This window comes from Halomonas sp. YLB-10 (genome assembly GCF_003856855.1).
Classification (GTDB): domain Bacteria; phylum Pseudomonadota; class Gammaproteobacteria; order Pseudomonadales; family Halomonadaceae; genus Halomonas; species Halomonas litopenaei.
Genome location: NZ_RRCU01000003.1, coordinates 181,333 through 199,581, shown reverse-complemented (window position 1 = coordinate 199,581; position 18,249 = coordinate 181,333). Strand labels below are relative to the sequence as shown.

The following is an 18,249-nucleotide window of genomic DNA, read 5'->3' as shown; positions in this document are numbered from 1 at the left end:
CAGTATTCGGTATATTGGCGTCCGCCCGCTAAGGCCAGGGCGTGGACCTGAAACCTGGACCAGAAATCTGGGTTAGAAATCTGAGCCGGGCTGGAGTATCTAGCGGTCCAGGAGCGCAGGTCGGCAGCGAACGCCCGCAGCGAACGCCAGCAGCAAACGCCAGCAGAGAAGGTCGGCAGAGCAGGCTAGTTGAGCAGACCAAGAGCGGAGCGGGACAGGAGCGGGAGAGGAGCGATGAAGGCAGCAGACAACCAGGCCCGTGACAACGCAAGTGATGACCTCTCGCGCTTGATGCAGCGAGGCAGCGTCTGGCGGGCGCGGCGACAGTGGCACCGTGATCAGCCGGAGGGCGACACGAGGCGCGGGATATCCACCGGGGTGGAGGCCCTGGACGAGGTGCTCGGCGGTGGCTGGCCCCGGGGAGAGCTGCTGGAACTGCTGCTGGATCGAGCGGGTTGCGGCGAGATTCGTCTATTGCTTCCGCTGATGCATAGCTGCGAGCGGGTGGTGTGGTTCGACCCACCCTGGCAGCCTCATGCGGCGGCCCTGGCGGCGGCGGGCCTGGATCTGTCGCGTCTGGTCATCGTGCGTACCCGCCATCCCAGGCAGCGGCTGTGGGCCATGGAGCAGGCATTGAAGAGTGGCTGCTGCGATCTGGTGCTGGGCTGGTTCGCCGCGGTGCAGGGGCAATGGCTGCGGCGGCTGCAGCTCGCCGTGGCGGCAGGAGGCGGCCATGGCGCGCTGATGCGACCGGCCGACTTCGCCAAGCAAGGGTCAGTGGCCCCCTGGCGACTGCGGCTGTCGGCTCCTGACCAGAGCAGCGGTGACGAGACGGCACCCTTGTCGCGCCGCCTCAAGGTCCATGCCTTCAAGCGCAAGGGGGCCATGCCAGCCAGGGCCATCGATATCACCCTGGCTGACTCTAGGCTGTCGCCCCCGTGCCCGCGGCCGACTTCGCTGCCGTGCGCACCCAGTGGGGAACGTCGATCCCGCCCCGTGTTCCTCGTCTCCGAGCGCAAGGGCGCGGGGCGATCATGAAGGGGCTGTGGCTATGCCTTCACTGTCCGCAGCTTGGGCTGGAGGTGCTGAGCGCCGGCGATGACGGACCCCTCGCGTTGCTGTGCGAGGACGGGGAGCGTATCGCCCTGGTCTCGGCCGGGGCCTGGCAGGCCGGTGTGCGGCCGGGCATGACGATCAATGCCGCACTGTGTCTGGAGCCAGGACTCCGGCTGTTGACGCCGGATCCTGAGGTGAGCCGACGTCGTCTCGAAGGGCTGGCGCTATGGTGTGCCCGCTTCAGCGCCCGGGTCAGTCTCGAGCCGACGGGGGAGAACGCCGCGTCCTGGGGCGTGGTGATGGAGATCGCCTCGATGCTCGACTACTTCGGTGGACTCGAGGGACTGTGGCGGCGCTTGCACGAAGAATTGGCGACCCTGGAGCTTGAGGTGTCCAGTGCCACCGGGCATACCCCGCTGGCCGCCTGCCTGCTGGCCCGGACGGGGGACTATTGTGGTCAGGGCGAGGCGGAGCATATGGCCAGGCTCGGCAGGCTTCGCCTCGACCGGCTGGGGCTGTCCGCACGCCAGCAGTCGCGCCTCAAGGGACTCGGGTTTACGCACCTCAACGACCTGCTTGTGCTGCCGCCAGCCTCGCTGGCCTCGCGCCTGGGGACAGACCTGCGGCGCTACCTTCAGCGCTTGACCGGCGAGGTCGCCGATCCCCCGCCGGTATTCGCGCCACCACCGCGCTTCGATCGTGAGCGGGAGCTGGTCCATGAGATCGAGCTGGCCGCCGGCATCGTGTTTCCCCTGCGGCGCCTGCTGGCGGAGCTCGAGGGCTTTCTCAAGGTGCGTTGCGTCAAGGCATTGTCGCTGACCTTGACCCTGTATCACCGGGAAGGGGCCCAGCACCTCAGCGTGGGGCACGCCGGGGGCGAGCAGGCGGCGGAGGCCTGGCTCGAGCTGTGCCGGCTGCGCCTGGAATCAGTGGTACTGGACGCGCCGGTGTTACGCCTGCGCCTGGAGGTCAGCGAGGTAGCTAGCCTGCAAGAGGTGGCAACGGACCTGTTTCAGGCGGCGCCGCCCAGAGACACCCCCGAGGCGCTGTTCAGCCGGTTGCGTTCTCGTCTCGGTGATGGCGCCGTGTTGCAGCCCATGGCGCTGGAGGATCATCGCCCCGAACGGGCCTCCCGCTTGGTAGCGCAGCCGGGGACCGCCCGTAGGCCCCCGGCTGAAACCCGGACCGCCAACCATCCGGCCTGGCTGCTGGAACACCCCGAGCCGCTGACGCCGGCGACTCTCGAGCGTCTGGTCTGGGTCGCCGGGCCCGAGCGACTGGCCAGCGGCTGGTGGGATGACGCCCCGGCGCGACGTGACTATCACGTGGCCTGCTGGCCGGACGGTCGCCACGGCTGGGTCTTTCGCGACGCCGAGTCGCAATGGTGGTTGCATGGCTGGTTCGGTTGAGCGTGTCGGCGAGCCACCTGACGCTGCCGAAGTCGCCCCGGCCCCTGGCTACGCTGAGCTACATTGCCTGTCCAACTTCACCTTTCTCAAGGGCGCGTCTCACCCCCATGAGCTGGTCGCCCGCGCCGCCGAGCTTGGCTATCGCGCCCTGGCGATCACCGACGAGTGCTCGGTGGCCGGCATCGTGCGCGCCTGGGAGGCTGCCCGAGACCACCGGCTCGCGCTGATCGTCGGTGCCGAGTTTCGCCTGGCCGACGAGGTCGTGGTCGTGCTGGCCGAGAACCGCTGCGGCTACGCCAGCCTGTGCCGGCTGATCACCCTGGGCCGTCGCCGTGCGCCCAAGGGCAGCTATCGTCTCGACTGGGAGGACCTGGAGGCGCTCGAGGACTGTCTGCTGCTGTACCTGCCGGGCAACGACGACGCCCGGACTCGGGAGAGAATGGACGGGCTGAAGCAACGCTTCGACGGGCGCTGCTGGGTGGTGGTCCAGCGCCACTTTCTGGCAAACGAGGAGGAGCGATTGACAAGGCGGATGAGGCTGGCGAGTGCCGCAGGCCTGCCGCTGGTCGCCAGCGGTGGCGTCCTGATGCACCAGCCGAGCCGCAAGCGATTGCAGGACGTGCTGACCGCACTTCGGCATCGCACCAGCGTGCAGCGCGCCGGTTTTCTGCTCGAGCCCAACGCCGAGCACTGCCTGCGACCCCTGTCGCGGCTGGCGCAGTGTTTCGCGCCTGCGCTGCTCGAACAAAGCCTGCGTATCGCCGAGCGCTGTCGCTTCGACCCCGGTGAGCTGCGCTACGAGTACCCCGAGGAACTGGTCCCCGACGGCCATACGCCGTCGTCCTGGCTGGCGCACAAGGTGCGCCAGGGCGAGCGGCTACGCTTCCCGGAGGGTACGCCTTCGGATATCGCCGAGCAGATCGCCCGCGAGCTTGAGCTGATCGCAAGGATGGCCTACGAGCCGTTCTTTCTGACCATCGAGGACATCGTCGCCTTCGCCCGCCGTCAGGGCATCCTGTGTCAGGGGCGTGGCTCGGCGGCCAATTCGGTGGTCTGTTACTGCCTGTTTATCACCGAGGTGGACCCGCGTCAGGTGCAGCTGCTGTTCGAACGCTTTATTTCCGAGGAGCGCGACGAGCCGCCGGATATCGACGTGGACTTCGAGCACGAGCGCCGCGAGGAGGTGATCCAGTACATCTATCGGCGCTACGGCCGCGAGCGGGCCGGGCTTGCCGCCACCGTGATCAGCTACCGCCCCAGAAGTGCACTGAAGGACGTTGGGCGGGCGCTGGGGCTGCAACCTGGCTACCTGGCCTGGCTCGCCAGTCGGCTGGATCGACGCGAGGGCGAGGGCGCCTGGCTCGAGGCGCTCAAGCAGACGGTGGGGGAGACGGTAGGCGCGGGAGGTGAAGAGGGCGCCTCCACCGCCGTCCCGGAACTGCTGCGCCATCTGGTCGAACTGGTGGAGCAGCTATTGGGCTTTCCGCGACACCTGTCTCAGCACGTGGGGGGCTTCGTGATATCGCGAGGGCCGCTGCACGAGCTGGTGCCGGTGGAGAACGCCGCGATGGAAGGGCGCACCCTGATCCAGTGGAACAAGGACGACCTGGAAAGCCTGGGGCTGCTCAAGGTCGACGTGCTGGCGCTGGGTATGCTGACCGCCATTCGCAAGACCCTGGCGCTGCTGTCTGACGGAGGCGAACACCGGGACGACGACAGGCGCTGCTACGAGAGCACGGGCGAGAGCGAGGGCGAGCATCAAGCGATGGCCATGTCCCGGGTGCCCCGGGATGATCCTGAGGTCTACGCCATGCTCAGTCGCGGGGACAGCGTCGGCGTCTTCCAGGTGGAGAGCCGTGCCCAGATGAACATGCTGCCGCGCTTGAAGCCCCGCAACTACTGCGACCTGGTGATCGAGATCGCCATCGTTCGTCCGGGGCCGATCCAGGGCGACATGGTGCATCCCTACCTGCGGCGTCGCGACGGCATCGAGGAGGTCAGCTATCCCAGCGACGAGGTCAGGGGCGTGCTCGAGCGGACCCTGGGGGTGCCGATCTTCCAGGAGCAGGTGATCAAGCTGGCCATGGTGGCGGCGGGCTATTCCGGTGGCGAGGCCGACCAGTTGCGGCGGGCCATGGCGGCCTGGCGACGGGCCGGCACCATCGCCGAGCACCAGCAGCGGCTGACCGACGGGCTGCGTGCCAGGGGCTACAGCGATGAGTTTGCCAACGCTATCTGCCGCCAGATCGAGGGCTTTGGCCAGTACGGCTTCCCCGAGTCCCACGCGGCCAGCTTTGCCCACCTGGTGTACGTCTCGGCCTGGCTCAAGTGTCACCACCCCGCGGCCTTCTGCTGTGGCCTGCTCAATAGCCAGCCGATGGGCTTCTATAGTCCCTCACAGCTGGTGCAGGATGCCCGTCGTCACGACGTCGAGGTGCGTCCGGTGGACATCAATGCCAGCCACTGGGACGCCACCCTGGAGCCGGACGGTGCCCTGCGACTGGGCTTTCGCCTGGTCAAGGGGCTGGGGCGTGGTGCCATCGACTGCCTGCTGGCGAGGCGTCCGGCCAACGGCTATGCCAGCGTCGCCGAGGCCAGGCGTCGCGCGCCGATGTCGGCCCGCGAGTGGGAAGCGCTGGCGGCGGCCGGGGCGCTGTCGAGCCTCGGCGGCCATCGCTACCAGGCACGCTGGAACCTGCTGGCGCCGGATCCGGCACTGGCGCTGGGCGAGACCGATATCCTCGACGACACCACCCCAGAGCTGGCGCCCCCCAGCGAGCAGGCCGACCTCGAGGAGGACTTTCGCCATCTGGGGCTGAGCCTTGCCCGCCATCCCATGGCGTTGCTGCGCGAGCAGGCCGCCATGGGGCGGCAAGGACTGGCGCGTTGCCTCAAGGCCACTGAGCTTGCCGAGCTGGACCACGGCCATCTGGTCCAGGTAGCGGGGCTGGTGACCACCCGCCAGCGGCCGGGCACCACCTCCGGGGTCACCTTCGTGACCCTGGAAGACGAGACCGGCAACGTCAACGTGGTGGTGTGGAAGGATACCGCCAAGGCCCAGCGCCAGGCGCTGTTGAACGCTCGGCTGTTGAAGGTCACTGGCCATCTGGAGCGCGAGGGCAGCGTGATCCATGTGATCGCCGGACGGCTCGAGGACTTGAGCGGCTTGTGGGCCGAACTCGGCGTGCCCTCGCGGGATTTCCGCTAGGGCTTGTCTGAAAAGTGCCTGCGCTCGGTAATACGGCGTTAAAAATCGGATCAACATGCTCATTTACACCCCGTAAACTGCGCTGTCTCACCGATTTTTGCCTTGTCTAACCTTCGCTCGTCGACTTTTCGGACAGCGCCTAGGGCTTAATCGAAAAGTATGCTGCCATCGTGGTCGAGTTGGACGCAGCCCTCACGGTGATTTTGGCGCGCTTGCTGCCAGCCAGCGGAAGGAGCGCTTGAGAAAGCCTTCCGCGTCATGCTCGATGATCTCGCCGTGGGCCATGATGATCCGAGCGGGCCGCCAGGAGAGCAGGGTGCGCAGATGTTCGCTTGCCAGGTAGCGTCGGCCGAGGAAGCTCAGTCGCCACTCCAGCGGCATCCTGCCATCCGGCGCCAGGATGCCCGAGAGCCTGGCCAGTCGACGCTGCAAGGGCGTCAGGGAAGCTGGGGGCAGATTGCCGATCAGATCGGCCACGATCAGGCTGCGGCTGGAACGATGCAGGAACACCGCTTCCTGCATGCGCGATGAGCCGGTGAACAGGCACTGGTCGATATCGTCACCCCAGTAGCGGTTGGGCGTGCCATCCAGGGTGCTTTCGAACACCAGGTCGCCGCGCTTGGCGATGACTTCCCGGGTGCCGAAACTGCGAGCCATCGGGTAGGCCATCTGCCATTCGCGCATGAACAGGTGGTGACAATGGTTGGGAGCGATCAGGTAGTGAACCTGGCCCAACTCGTCGAGGGCGTCACGCAGTGGCTCGGTCAGCGGGACGGGGCTGTGGACCCACAGCCGGTCGCCGCTCAGGCGTACCACCACCATGCGTGTCGGATAGGGCAGCAGCTTGCCTCTGATGACGGGCCCATCGGCTATCCATAGCTCAGGCGCCATTGCCTTGAGCGGTGGAGAATCGTTCGAGAGTGTCACGCTCTTGTTCCTGCGCTTGATGACATCTCTCGAATATAACCTCTTTGCGATAGAGTTGCTGCATGTGACTGGCATGTAAACGACAACACCGAGGCATGCCTCGGTGTTGACACAGGAAACGTGATGTTACGTCGGACGCTGCGGTGAGCCTCAGACGTTGAAGCGGAAGTGCACCACGTCGCCGTCCTTGAGCACGTAGTCCTTGCCTTCCAGGCGCCACTTGCCGGCGTCCTTGGCACCCTGCTCGCCGTTCAGGCTGACGAAGTCGTCATAGGCCACCACTTCGGCGCGGATGAAGCCTTTCTGGAAGTCGGTGTGGATGACGCCGGCGCCTTCCGGGGCGGTGGCGCCGACCTTGACGGTCCAGGCACGTACTTCCTTGACCCCCGCGGTGAAGTAGGTCTGCAGACCCAGCAGGGCGTAGCCGGCGCGGATCACCCGGTCGAGGCCAGGCTCTTCCATGCCCATCTCGGCCAGGAACATCTCGCGTTCCTCGTCATCGAGTTCGGCGATCTCGGCTTCCAGCTGGTTGCACACGGGAACCACCACGGCGCCCTCGGCCTCGGCGATGCCCTTGACCACGTCGAGGTAGGGGTTGTTGTCGAAGCCATCCTCGTTGACGTTGGCGATGTACATGGTCGGCTTCAGGGTCAGGAAACCGAAGCTCTTGATCTGCTTCTTCTCGTCATCGCTCAGATCGAAGCTGCGCAGCGGCTGGCCTTCGGCCAGGTGCGGCTGGATCTTGTCGAGCACCGCCTTGGTGGCAATGGCGTCCTTGTCGCCGCCCTTGACCACGCGAACCAGGCGCTGGATGGCCTTCTCCACGGTGTCGAGGTCGGCCAGGGCCAGCTCCAGGTTGATGGTCTCGATATCCGCCGACGGGTCGACCTGGTTGGCCACGTGGATGACGTTGTCGTTGTCGAAGCAGCGCACCACGTGGGCGATGGCCTGGGTCTCGCGGATATTGGCGAGGAACTGGTTGCCGAGACCTTCACCCTTGGAGGCACCGGCGACCAGGCCGGCGATATCGACGAATTCCATGGTGGTGGGCACCACCTTCTGCGGCTTGACGATCTCGGCGAGCTTGTCGAGGCGCGGGTCCGGCATGGGGACGATGCCGACATTGGGCTCGATGGTGCAGAACGGGAAGTTCTCTGCATCGATGCCGGACTTGGTCAGGGCGTTGAAGAGGGTGGACTTGCCGACGTTGGGCAGACCAACGATGCCGCAGTTGAATCCCATGGGTGGTTCCTGAAGGCGTGAAGTGAAAGAAGTCGGCGCACAGTGTATGACGTCGGGCCAGGCGGGGACAGCCCGGGCGGTGCAACCACCTGCTGCCCCGGTTGGCGCCCGCCGGGTCAGGCAGAGTGGCTGTGCAGGCGGTTCATGGCCTTGGCCCAGTCGCCGGATAGCGCCTGGGGCAATGTCGCCAGGCACTCGATCAGGGCGCCGTCGATGGCCTCGCGCTCGGTCTTGCCGGGGCGGCCCAGCACGTAGTTGGTGACCAGCTTGGCGCTGCCGGGATGACCGATGCCGATGCGCGCACGATGGAAGGACTTGTCGTTGCCCAGGGCGCTGATGATGTCGCGCAGGCCATTGTGGCCGCCGTGGCCGCCGCCCTGCTTGTAGCGCGCGCTGCCGGGGGGCAGGTCGAGCTCGTCGTGGGCGATGAGCATCTCGTCGGGGGCCAGCTTGAAGAAGTTGGCCAGCGCCGCCACCGAGGCACCCGAGCGGTTCATGTAGGTAGTCGGCACCAGCAGGTGCAGGTCGCTGCCTTCGACAAAGGCCTTGGCGTAGAGGCCGAGAAACTTCTTCTCCGGGCGCAGCTCGGCGCTGGACTGACGCGCGACTTCCTCCACCAGCCAGGCGCCGGCGTTGTGACGCGTCGCCTCGTACTGGGTGCCAGGGTTGGCAAGGCCGATCAGCGCCTTGATCCTTGTCATGGTGGTCTCTCCGGTCAGCGGTGCGGGGCAAGCGCTTTGCTCAGGGCCTTGGCGACGAGGCCATGGGCAAAGCCCTCGGAAACGAAAAGGGCCACCGCAGTGGCCCCTGAATCCGGCAGAAAAGGATTACTCCTTGTCGCCTTCTTCGTCTTCGTCCTTGGCTTCGTCCTTCGCTTCCTCGGCGGCAGCTTCTTCGCTGGCCTCGGCGGCGGCGGCTTCTTCCTCGGCGATTTCTTCCTCGGTCTGCATGACCTTGGCCTTGGTCACGTTGACGATGGCCTGGTCGTGCTCTTCACCGTGGCTCAGCTCGACGATGGTCACGCCAGCCGGAACCTTGAGGTCGGACAGGTGCAGGGTGCTGCCGATCTCGAGGTCAGCGATGTTGACCTCGAGGTAGTCGGGCAGGTCCTTCGGCAGGCAGCTGATCTCGACTTCGTTGGCCAGCTGGTGCAGTTCACCGTCCTGCTCCTTGATCGCCTTGGACTCGTCCTGACCGACCACGTGCAGCGGAACGCGCATGGTGATCTCGTGAGTCGCATCGACGCGCAGGAAGTCGGCGTGGGTCACCAGCGGCTTGTACGGGTGACGCTGAAGGTCACGCACCACGACCTGCTGGGACTTGCCGTCAACCTCAAGGTTGATGACGGAAGAGAAGAAGGCTTCGTCTTCCAGCGCCTTGTAGAACGCAGTCTTGTCGACGGCGATCGGCTGCGGCGTCTTTTCACCACCGTAGATGATGGCGGGGACTTGCTGGTTCGCACGACGCAGGCGGCGGCTCGCACCTTTCCCAAGGTCGTTACGAACATTGGCGGTAAGTTTGTAGTCAGACATGAAATTGCCTCTTGGCTAAAGTAAGGAAGCCACCGAGCCCGCGACCAGACCTCGGTGGTTCCAGATGCCCCGGTTGTCGGGGCGCGTTTCCCGCGCGATATGTCGCTTAGTGGAACATCGCGCTGACGGATTCCTCGTTGCTGACGCGGCGGATCGCTTCGGCGATCAGGCCGGCCACGCTGAGCTGGCGGATACGTCCGCTGCGACGCGCGGTGTCGGACAGCGGGATGGTGTCGGCCACCACCACTTCGTCCAGCACCGACTCGGAGATGTTGTCCACCGCAGGGCCCGACAGGATCGGGTGGGTGGCGTAGGCGACCACGCGCTTGGCGCCGTGTTCCTTGAGCGCTTCGCCCGCCTTGCACAGGGTGCCGGCGGTATCGATCATGTCGTCCACGACCACGCAGGTGCGGTCCTGGATATCACCGATGATGTGCATCACCTGGGCCTGGTTGGCCTGGGGGCGACGCTTGTCGATGATCGCCAGGTCAGCGTTGAGCTGCTTGGCGATGGCACGGGCACGGACCACGCCGCCGACATCGGGGGAGACCACGACCAGGTCGTCGTAGTTCTGACGCTCGATGTCGTCGAGCAGGATCGGCGAGCCGTAGACGTTGTCCACGGGCACGTCGAAGAAGCCCTGGATCTGGTCGGCGTGCAGGTCCATGGTCATGACCCGGTCGACGCCGGCCTTTACCATCATGTCGGCCACGATCTTGGCCGAGATCGGCACCCGGGCGGAGCGCACGCGGCGATCCTGGCGGGCGTAGCCGAAGTAGGGCACCACCGCAGTGATACGGGTGGCCGAGGCCCGGCGCAGGGCGTCAACCATCAGGATCAGTTCCATCAGGTTGTCGTTGGTCGGTGCACAGGTGGACTGCAGGATAAAGACATCCTTGCCGCGCACGTTCTCGTTGATCTCGACCGCGACCTCGCCATCGCTGAACTGGCCGACCGTGGCATTACCCAGTCGGCTGTCCAGGCTCTCGGCGACCTTACGGGCGAGTTCGGGGTTGGCATTCCCGGCGAAAACCATCAATTTTGACACGCGCAGCCACCTTTGCTGTGTTGGGTCTTCAGTGTGAGCCTGGGGGAGTGAGTCCAGGACTCAGAAGGAAGTTGGCTGGGGTAGGAGGATTCGAACCTCCGCATGGCGATACCAAAAACCGCTGCCTTACCGCTTGGCTATACCCCAGCATACGTCCTGCCTCACGCGGGCAGGGCGTCGAGGAGAGGCGATCGATTCAGGCCCAGGGCCTTGAAGGCGTGCCAGGTCGGCTGTTGGCATCGGACCTCGTCCAGCAATTGGACGGCCTCGGCCTCCGACTCCAGACGGGCAAAAACGCACGCGCCGGTACCCGTCAACATTGACGGCGCCCGGGCGTTGAGCCAGTCCAGGGCACGAGCCACCTCAGCATAGGCTTGCCTGACGGTGTCCTCGCAATCGTTGCGCCAGCTTGACGCTCCCCCCTTGAGTGCGCGCGCCATGGTAATGGCGGGGGTGTCCCGTGTCAATTCCGGCGCAGTGAACACGGCAGGGGTGGAGACCGCCACACCCGGGTGCACGACCACGAACCAGGGGGTGTCGAGTGCCACCGGAACAAGGCGTTCACCGACGCCTTCCGCCCAGGCGGCCTGGCCGTGGACGAATACCGGCACATCGGCGCCCAGCGTCAGGCCCAGTTCGGCCAGACGCCGGGTCGTCAGTCCCAGGCCCCACAGATGATTCAGCCCGACCAGCACGCTGGCGGCGTCGCTGCTGCCACCGCCCAGACCACCACCCATGGGCAGACGCTTGGTGACGCCTAGATCGGCACCGAGCGCGCAGCCGGTCTCGCGCTTGAGCAGGTCGGCGGCCCGCCATAGCAGGTTGGCCTCGCGGGGTACGCCCTCGAGACGGTCTGTCAGGGTTATCTCACCGTCCAGGCGCAGGCGCAGGTGGATATCGTCACCGTGGTCGAGGAACTGGAACAGCGTCTGCAGCTCGTGGTAGCCGTCGTCGCGACGGCCGACGATATGCAGCATGCGATTGAGCTTGGCCGGCGCCGGCAACGTCAGGGTCTGCTGCGCGCTGGCATCGGTAGAGAAAGAGGTGTCGGGCATGGGGGAGTCTATAAAGGGTGCTGTCCAGGGATCGGCTGAGCGAAGTGATGGCGATCGGTGGCTGGGGGCGGCGCCTGCCATCGGCGATCGGGATCGATGATGGCTCTCGTTGCTTCTCTCTATAGGGAGCTTGCTGCAAGTAGCACGTCGACAGGAGGCAGAGGGCGATGGTGCTTCATTTTACCCGGGAGACAGGCTCCCGCCATCTGGGGCGGGAGCCGGCGCGACTACTGTTCCAGTGGCTGCCACTGGTTCACCACCAGGGTGGCGCGCAGGTCGTCATAGGTCATCACCAGCCGGTTGGGTAGCCAGGTGCCGTTCACATCCTTCCAGCCGCGGTAGTCGATCTCCCAGCCGTCCTGTTCAAGTGAAGCGGGGAAGCCGAGTTCGTCGTCGGTCATCTCGAAGTCACTGTCGTCGGCGGGCAGGCCGCGGACCCAGTCGGTGAGGCTCGAGACCGGCAGCGACCAGCCCAGGCGCTGTTCCATCAGGGCTTCCGGGCTGTCGGCCTCGAAGCGACCCTCGCTGGTGGTCAGCGAGACGCGACCGTCGCGTCCTTCCAGGGTACTGCGGCCGGCGCCCATGGGGCCGGTGACCAGCAGGCGATAGTGGTAGGGGGTCTGGCGCCAGTCGAGGTTGGCGCTGGTGGATTCCTGCGGAGTGCGCAGGCCCACCTTTCCGGTCAGGTTCCAGGAGGTGAAGGCTTCCACCTGTTCGGTCTGGGCTTCCCAGTCACCGGCCTGGCGCTCCTGGCGCGGCTCGGTGACGCTCTGGGAGGTGGCGCAGCCGGCCAGCAGGCCGAGCCCCAGGGCGGCGGCGGTCAGGCGAAAACAAGACATCATCGCGGGGTCCTTGCGGGTAGTGGTCGTGGTGTCGGGGCGGTCAAGGCGCTGTTGCCGTTGGCTCAGGCCTGATTTCGGGGCGCCGATCGAGGAGATCGACGATCAGCGGGCGCTCGGGGAAGCGTTGCTGGGCTTCTTGCAACAGCTCGCGTGCGCGCTGCTTCTGGCCCAGGTCCCACAGCACCTCGATCAGGTGGGCGGCGACCTCCTGGTCGGCGATCTCGCGCCAGGCGCGCTCGATCCAGGGTAGCGCAACCTCCGGTTTGCCCTCACGGTAGGCGACCCAGCCCAGGCTGTCGAGGATGGCGGGGTTGTCCGGCGAGAGTTCGTAGGCCCGCTGGATCAGTCGCCTGGCCTCGTCGAGGTCATCCGGATCGCCGGCATCGGCCAGTGTGTAGCCGAGGGCATTGAGCGCCACGGCGTTGTCCGGCTGCTGTTCGACCAGGGTGCGCAGATCCTGTTCGGAGGTGTCCAGGTCGCCTTCGCTCCAGGCACGCATGGCGCGGAAGTAGCGCAGGTCGCCATCCTCGGGGCTACGTGCCAGCTCGCGGTTGAGCAGCGCCTCGGCCTCGGGCTCGAGACCTTGCTGGTCGAGCAGTTGCACTTCGGTGATGACCAGGCCGGTATAGGCGTCGTCGTGACGCAGCCGCTCGACCCGTAGAAAGGCCCGGGCGTCCAGCAGCCGGTCGGCCTCGATCAGCATGCTGGCCGCGCGCTGTCGCGACAGCAGGAAGTCAGGGCCCGGCGGTACCCGGCGATAGTAGAGCAGGGCGTTGTCGACCTCGTCTTCCTGCTCGGCGATGCTGCCAAGCAATAGATAGAGGGCGCTGGGTGCCTGGGGATCATCGACCAGCGGCAGCAGCAGCCGGCGCGCCGGGTCGTGGTGGCCTTCTTCCAGATAGAGCTGGGCCAGGCCGACCCGCAAGAGGGGGTTGTCGCCACGGGTCTCGAGCAGGGTGTCGGTGCTGCTCTCGGCCGACACCAGGTTGCCCAGGCGAATGTCGGCCCGCGCCATCAACAACAGAAAGCGGGGGTCGCCGGGAGAGAGGTTGAGGCCGCGTTTGGCCGCCAGGCGGGCCTGGTGGTACTTGCCGGCGTCCAGGGCGATGCGTGATTCGGCGAGAATTCGCTGGGGGTTATCGCGACTGTTGTTTCCCAGTGCGGCAATTCGTCGCTGGGCGCCCTCATGATCCCCCTGGGCCGAGTCGGTCAGGGCCAGCGCCAGGCGCAGGTCGTCTTTCCTCGACTCTGGGAGTGTGGGCTCGTCGAGCGCCTGTTCGAGGGTGGCGGCGAGCGCCACCGGATCGCCGCCACTGGACAGGGCGGTATCGACGAAGCGCGTGATGTCGGTGCCGTCATCGGCCGCGATCAGCCGCTGTTTCAGGGCTTCGTCCCAGTTGCCGCGTCCACCGGCGAGGTTGCCCAGGATCTGGGCGGCCACCGGCGCCTCGGGCGCCAGCTCCTGCCAGCGGCGCGCGGCGCGTTCGATCAGGGCGGTGTCATCGGTGAAGCGTGAAGCCAGGGTCGCGCGTTCGACTAGGGCAGCGGAGTGATAGCGCTCGGCTGCCTTGAGGTAGCCTTCGGTGGCGCGTCGATAGTCGCCCCGCTGACCGGCCATTTCGGCAATCAGCAGCGTCGACAGGCCGTCGGCATCGAGTCCACGGGTGATCGGTGGAGCACCGGCCATGGGGTCAGCCTGTGACGCGCTGCCTGGGCTGTAGGAAAAGCTCTGACAGCCGGCGAGCCACGCCGTCAGTGACAGGGTGGCCAGAGTGCAGGTCAGCTTTCCGTGGCGCGCGTTCGGGGGCATTGAGGCGTCATCTTCTCCATGAGAATTCTCAGCATAACGGCTTGGAGAGTCTTGGCAAAGGTCAATGCCCGGGGGAGCGAGGTCAGAGCTGCCTATGGTAGGATATGCGCCTTGCAGGAGCGGCCTGGTTGGCCACTCCGGACATCATCTGATGAAGACGTCGAACGCATGACCCTGCTTGCCCTTGGCATCAACCATCGAACCGCGGCCGTCGAGGTGCGCGAAAAGGTGGCCTTTGGCCCCTCGCAACTCACCCGGGCGCTCTCCGAGCTGCGCGCGCTGCCGAGTGTGCATGAGGCTGCGGTGCTGTCGACCTGCAATCGCACCGAGCTTTATTGCGTGACCGAGTCGAGCGGGGAGAGCGAGGTGCTCGACTGGTTGAGCCGGTTTCATGCATTGCCCCGCGAGGACCTGCTGCACTGCGCCTACCACTATCTGGAAGGTGACGCCGCGCGCCATCTGATGCGCGTCGCCGTGGGTCTCGATTCCATGGTGCTGGGCGAACCCCAGATCCTGGGCCAGCTCAAGGACGCTTACCAGGCGGCCAGGGACGCCAGCGGGCTAGGTGGGGAGCTGGAGCGGCTCTTCCAGCATACCTTCGCGGTGGCCAAGCAGGTGCGCACCGAGACCGCCATCGGCGAGAACCCTGTTTCCGTGGCCTACGCGGCGGTCAGTCTGGCCAGTCGAATCTTCGACGATTTCTCGCGCGCCAGGGCGCTGTTGATCGGTGCCGGCGAGACCATCGAGCTGGTGGCGCGCCACCTGCATGAAGCCGGGGTGCACCAGTTGACGGTGGCCAACCGCACCCGCGAGCGGGCCAGTGCCCTGGCCGGCAGCCTGGGCGGTCAGGCCATCAGCCTCGACGAGATCCCCGTCGCCCTGGAAAAGGCCGACATCGTCATTTCGTCCACCGCGGCGCCCTTGCCGATTCTTGGCAAGGGCATGGTCGAGCGGGCGCTCAAGCGTCGCCGCCACCGTCCGGTGTTCATGGTCGATATCGCCGTGCCGCGCGACATCGAGCCAGAGGTCGGCGAGCTCAGCGACATCTTCCTTTATACCGTCGATGACCTGCACGAGGTCATCGAGGAAAACCGACGTCACCGCCAGGTGGCGGCGGACCAGGCCGAGGCGCTGATCGAGCACGGCGTGGCCCACTGGCACAAGGAACGCCGGGTGCGCGGGGCCGGCGAGGTGATCCGCGACGTGCGTGCCAAGGGTGAACGGCTGCGTGACGAGGCCCAGACCCAGGCGCTGGAGCGCCTGGCCAAGGGGGAGGATCCCGAGGCCGTGGTGCGTCGCCTGGCCCACCAGTTGACCAACCGCCTGATGCATCAGCCCACCCTGGCCCTGCGTGGTGCCGCCGCCGATGAGCGCCAGGACCTGCTCGAGGCTGCCGTCGAACTGCTGTTGGGCGAGCCCGAGTCCCGGAACTAGCCGGGCCTGGCTTGACCGCAATGCGCCTTCTTACATGATTTCAAGGATTTGCCGATGAAAGCTTCTCTGCGTGAGCGCCTCGATGCCTTCGTCGACCGCTTCGAGGAACTCTCTGCCCTGTTGTCGGAGCCCGACGTGATCAGCGATCAGCCACGTTTTCGCGACTACTCCCGCGAATACGCCGAGCTCGAGTCGCTGGTCGACGCCTGGCGCCGCTATCGTGGCGTCGAGGAAGACGTGGCCACCGCAGAGCAGATGGCCGAGGACGCCGACGCCGACATGCGCGAGCTTGCCCAGATGGAGCGCGAAGAGGGCTTGGCCAAGCTCGAGGAGCTGGAGGCCGAACTCAAGCGTCTGCTGGTGCCCAAGGATCCCGATGATGGGCGTAACGTCTTTCTCGAGGTGCGCGCGGGAACCGGCGGTGACGAAGCGGCGCTGTTCGCCGGCGACCTGTTTCGCATGTACTCGCGCTACGCCGAGAACCAGGGCTGGAAGGTCGAGGTGGTCAGTGCCAGCCACGGCGAGCAGGGCGGCTACAAGGAGATCATCTCTCGGGTGAAGGGCGAGGGCGTCTACGCCCGGCTCAAGTTCGAGTCCGGTGCCCATCGCGTTCAGCGGGTTCCCGCCACCGAATCCCAGGGCCGCATCCATACCTCGGCCTGCACCGTGGCGGTGATGCCCGAGGCCGACGAGGTCAGCGACATCGACATCAACCCGGCCGACCTGCGGGTGGACACCTTTCGCTCCAGCGGCGCCGGCGGTCAGCACGTCAACACCACCGACTCGGCAATCCGCATCACCCACCTGCCCAGCGGTGTGGTGGTGGAGTGTCAGGAAGAGCGCAGCCAGCACAAGAACCGGGCCAAGGCGATGTCGCTGCTGGCGGCGCGGCTAAAGCAGTCGGCCCAGGACAGCCAGCGCCAGGAACAGGCCGACGCCCGTCGCTCGCTGGTGGGCTCCGGCGATCGCAGCGAGCGCATACGTACCTACAACTTCCCCCAGGGGCGGATCACCGACCATCGCATCAACCTGACCCTGTACAAGCTCAACGAGGTGGTCACCGGCGACGGCCTCGACGAGGTCATCGACCCGCTGATCCACGAGTACCAGGCGGAGCAGCTAGCCGCTCTGCAACAGGACGGCTGATGCGCTGTGATGTGCTGATCGCCCGGGCGACCCGCCGCCTCGAGGCCGCCGGCAGCCCGACGCCGCGACTCGACGCCGAGGTGCTGGCCATGGCGGCGATGAAGGTCGATCGCACCTGGCTCTACACCTGGGGCGACAAGCCCATGTCGACGCTGGCCCGGGCCCGCTTCGAGGCCTGGGTGGCGGCGCGTGCCCAGGGCATGCCGGTGGCCTACCTGACCGGTGAACGCGAATTCTGGGGGCTGGCCCTGGCGACCTCGCCCAGCACCCTGATTCCCCGGCCCGATACCGAGACCCTGGTGGAGGCCGCGCTGGCCCGGGCCGATACCAAGCCCGATGCCAGGAGCGACGCCCACACCGGCGCCTTGCTCGACCTGGGCACCGGCACGGGCGCCATCGCCCTGGCGTTTGCCAGCGAGCGCCCCGGCTGGCGGGTCGAGGGCGTCGATCTGTCCCCTGAGGCGGTGGCGCTGGCGCGGCGCAATGCCGAGCGACATGGTCTGGCGGTACGATTTCGCCAGAGCGACTGGTTCGATGCGCTCGATGACGAGCGCTTCGACCTGATCGTGGCCAACCCGCCCTATATCGACCCGCAGGATCCTCACCTGGGGCAGGGCGATGTGCGCTTCGAGCCAAGCTCGGCGCTGGTGGCCGCCGACCATGGCCTGGCCGATCTGTTTGCCATCGCCGAGCGCGCTCGGAGCTTCCTCCAGCCGGGCGGCTGGCTGTTGATGGAGCACGGCTACGAGCAGGCCGAGCGGGTGCGAGAGCATCTTGAAGCGCTGGGCTATGTTCGCTGCGACAGCGTGCATGACCTGGGGGGCCACCCTCGGGTGACGCTGGGGCAGTGGGGCATGCAACGTTGAAGCCGGGACTGGAGTCTGTTGGGGGCATGTGATACTGATTATCAGTAAAATGTTTTGCCACCAAGCGATTGGGCGCGAGAGATTGTCGTGAAATGCTTTGCGACCAGGCCTTTTTGGTCGATTCTTTCCTTGCGTGCCCCTCGCCGTCAGACCAGCGTTCAGGACCACAATGAAAACCAAGAACCGCTCCCTCGACCGTATCGATCTGAAGATTCTGCGTTGCCTGCAGGAAAACGCCCGGGTGTCCTACGTGGACCTCGCCGCCCAGGTGGGCTTGTCCACCACGCCGTGCCTGGAACGCGTCAAGCGCCTCGAGCGCTCCGGGGTGATCCGTGGCTACAAGGCGATCCTCAACCCGCGCATGCTCAAGGCCAATCTGCTGGTGTTCGTCGAGATCAGTCTGGAGACCCAGTCCCCGGCGGTGTTCGACGAGTTCCGTCGAGCCGTGTCGAAGCTGCCGCAGATCCAGGAGTGCCACCTGGTGTCCGGGCAGTTCGACTATATTCTCAAGTGCAGAATTCCCGAGATGTCCGCCTATCGTCAGCTACTTGGCGACGTGGTGCTGACCCTGCCCGGGGTCAAGGAATCCAAGAGCTACGTGGTGATGGAAGAAGTGAAGGAAGATTTTGCCCTGCACGTGCCGGATATCGAAGAGTTCGAGGACAAGTGAGTTT

15 protein-coding genes and 1 tRNA gene are annotated in these 18,249 nt (G+C 66.1%); 7 read left to right on the top strand and 9 right to left on the bottom strand.

Going from position 1 to position 18,249, the window contains the following annotated elements; genetic code table 11:
- The first annotated feature begins 234 nt into the window (after positions 1-234).
- From imuA to EBB56_RS08235, 3 genes are read left to right on the top strand one after another with little or no spacing between them, the layout of a single operon-like run.
- Positions 235-1,038: a translesion DNA synthesis-associated protein ImuA gene (gene imuA, locus EBB56_RS08245; protein WP_124803825.1), complete on the top strand. Its 804-nt coding sequence runs from the start codon at positions 235-237 to the stop codon at positions 1,036-1,038.
- Complete coding sequence (locus EBB56_RS08240; RefSeq protein WP_124803823.1) at positions 1,035-2,465, top strand: DNA polymerase Y family protein; 1,431 nt, start codon at positions 1,035-1,037, stop codon at positions 2,463-2,465. Before imuA ends, EBB56_RS08240 begins: the two co-directional genes overlap by 4 nt.
- Complete coding sequence (locus tag EBB56_RS08235; RefSeq protein WP_124803821.1) at positions 2,449-5,673, top strand: error-prone DNA polymerase; 3,225 nt, start codon at positions 2,449-2,451, stop codon at positions 5,671-5,673. The genes EBB56_RS08240 and EBB56_RS08235 overlap by 17 nt, the downstream gene beginning before the upstream one ends.
- A gap of 192 nt (positions 5,674-5,865) precedes the next feature.
- Here the strand turns inward: EBB56_RS08235 and EBB56_RS08230 are convergent, their stop codons facing one another.
- The 9 genes from EBB56_RS08230 to EBB56_RS08190 all read right to left on the bottom strand — a co-directional run bounded on the left by EBB56_RS08230 (position 5,866) and on the right by EBB56_RS08190 (position 14,129).
- Positions 5,866-6,600, bottom strand: coding sequence for a DUF4336 domain-containing protein (locus EBB56_RS08230; protein WP_221621160.1), 735 nt, complete (start codon positions 6,598-6,600; stop codon positions 5,866-5,868).
- A 150-nt stretch (positions 6,601-6,750) separates the two neighbouring features.
- Positions 6,751-7,842 (bottom strand): redox-regulated ATPase YchF, encoded by a 1,092-nt coding sequence (ychF, locus tag EBB56_RS08225; RefSeq protein WP_124803819.1) that lies wholly within the window; start codon positions 7,840-7,842, stop codon positions 6,751-6,753.
- 116 nt (positions 7,843-7,958) lie between these two features.
- On the bottom strand, positions 7,959-8,543 hold the full coding sequence (gene pth, locus EBB56_RS08220; RefSeq protein ID WP_108132918.1) for an aminoacyl-tRNA hydrolase: 585 nt from the start codon (positions 8,541-8,543) through the stop codon (positions 7,959-7,961).
- A gap of 126 nt (positions 8,544-8,669) precedes the next feature.
- Entirely contained in the window at positions 8,670-9,374 is a 705-nt protein-coding gene (locus EBB56_RS08215; RefSeq protein WP_124803817.1) for a 50S ribosomal protein L25/general stress protein Ctc, read from the bottom strand.
- Between the two features lie 106 nt (positions 9,375-9,480).
- On the bottom strand, positions 9,481-10,422 hold the full coding sequence (locus tag EBB56_RS08210) for a ribose-phosphate pyrophosphokinase (RefSeq protein WP_181248623.1): 942 nt from the start codon (positions 10,420-10,422) through the stop codon (positions 9,481-9,483).
- 72 nt (positions 10,423-10,494) lie between these two features.
- Positions 10,495-10,569 (bottom strand) — tRNA-Gln (locus EBB56_RS08205).
- Between the two features lie 14 nt (positions 10,570-10,583).
- Positions 10,584-11,477: a 4-(cytidine 5'-diphospho)-2-C-methyl-D-erythritol kinase gene (gene ispE / locus EBB56_RS08200; RefSeq protein WP_124803815.1), complete on the bottom strand. Its 894-nt coding sequence runs from the start codon at positions 11,475-11,477 to the stop codon at positions 10,584-10,586.
- A gap of 227 nt (positions 11,478-11,704) precedes the next feature.
- Complete coding sequence (gene lolB / locus EBB56_RS08195; RefSeq protein ID WP_108132915.1) at positions 11,705-12,319, bottom strand: lipoprotein insertase outer membrane protein LolB; 615 nt, start codon at positions 12,317-12,319, stop codon at positions 11,705-11,707.
- Between the two features lie 40 nt (positions 12,320-12,359).
- Positions 12,360-14,129, bottom strand: a complete 1,770-nt coding sequence (locus EBB56_RS08190) for a tetratricopeptide repeat protein (RefSeq protein WP_260425312.1) — start codon at positions 14,127-14,129, stop codon at positions 12,360-12,362.
- 168 nt (positions 14,130-14,297) lie between these two features.
- Between EBB56_RS08190 and hemA the strand changes: the two genes are divergently transcribed.
- The 4 genes from hemA to EBB56_RS08170 all read left to right on the top strand — a co-directional run bounded on the left by hemA (position 14,298) and on the right by EBB56_RS08170 (position 18,245).
- The gene (gene hemA / locus EBB56_RS08185; protein ID WP_045995161.1) at positions 14,298-15,563 is read left to right on the top strand and encodes a glutamyl-tRNA reductase; all 1,266 of its coding nucleotides are present in this window, start codon (positions 14,298-14,300) and stop codon (positions 15,561-15,563) included.
- A gap of 54 nt (positions 15,564-15,617) precedes the next feature.
- The gene (gene prfA, locus EBB56_RS08180) at positions 15,618-16,709 is read left to right on the top strand and encodes a peptide chain release factor 1 (protein ID WP_124803813.1); all 1,092 of its coding nucleotides are present in this window, start codon (positions 15,618-15,620) and stop codon (positions 16,707-16,709) included.
- A complete protein-coding gene (gene prmC, locus EBB56_RS08175; RefSeq protein WP_124803811.1) occupies positions 16,709-17,575 on the top strand; it encodes a peptide chain release factor N(5)-glutamine methyltransferase in 867 nt (288 codons plus the stop codon). The genes prfA and prmC overlap by 1 nt, the downstream gene beginning before the upstream one ends.
- A 169-nt stretch (positions 17,576-17,744) precedes the next feature.
- Positions 17,745-18,245, top strand: coding sequence for an Lrp/AsnC ligand binding domain-containing protein (locus EBB56_RS08170; protein ID WP_045995158.1), 501 nt, complete (start codon positions 17,745-17,747; stop codon positions 18,243-18,245).
- The last annotated feature ends 4 nt before the right edge of the window (positions 18,246-18,249 follow it).

Bases quoted from the DNA above. Each gene is read 5' to 3' on its own strand.
- imuA (WP_124803825.1), top strand. From the start codon at position 235: ATGAAGGCAGCAGACAACCAGGCCCGTGACAACGCAAGTGATGACCTC.
- EBB56_RS08240 (WP_124803823.1), top strand. From the start codon at position 1,035: ATGAAGGGGCTGTGGCTATGCCTTCACTGTCCGCAGCTTGGGCTGGAG.
- hemA (WP_045995161.1), top strand. From the start codon at position 14,298: ATGACCCTGCTTGCCCTTGGCATCAACCATCGAACCGCGGCCGTCGAG.
- EBB56_RS08170 (WP_045995158.1), top strand. From the start codon at position 17,745: ATGAAAACCAAGAACCGCTCCCTCGACCGTATCGATCTGAAGATTCTG.
- pth (WP_108132918.1), bottom strand. From the start codon at position 8,543: ATGACAAGGATCAAGGCGCTGATCGGCCTTGCCAACCCTGGCACCCAG.
- ispE (WP_124803815.1), bottom strand. From the start codon at position 11,477: ATGCCCGACACCTCTTTCTCTACCGATGCCAGCGCGCAGCAGACCCTG.
- prfA (WP_124803813.1), top strand. From the start codon at position 15,618: ATGAAAGCTTCTCTGCGTGAGCGCCTCGATGCCTTCGTCGACCGCTTC.
- EBB56_RS08235 (WP_124803821.1), top strand. From the start codon at position 2,449: ATGGCTGGTTCGGTTGAGCGTGTCGGCGAGCCACCTGACGCTGCCGAA.
- ychF (WP_124803819.1), bottom strand. From the start codon at position 7,842: ATGGGATTCAACTGCGGCATCGTTGGTCTGCCCAACGTCGGCAAGTCC.
- lolB (WP_108132915.1), bottom strand. From the start codon at position 12,319: ATGATGTCTTGTTTTCGCCTGACCGCCGCCGCCCTGGGGCTCGGCCTG.
- EBB56_RS08215 (WP_124803817.1), bottom strand. From the start codon at position 9,374: ATGTCTGACTACAAACTTACCGCCAATGTTCGTAACGACCTTGGGAAA.
- EBB56_RS08190 (WP_260425312.1), bottom strand. From the start codon at position 14,129: ATGCCCCCGAACGCGCGCCACGGAAAGCTGACCTGCACTCTGGCCACC.
- prmC (WP_124803811.1), top strand. From the start codon at position 16,709: ATGCGCTGTGATGTGCTGATCGCCCGGGCGACCCGCCGCCTCGAGGCC.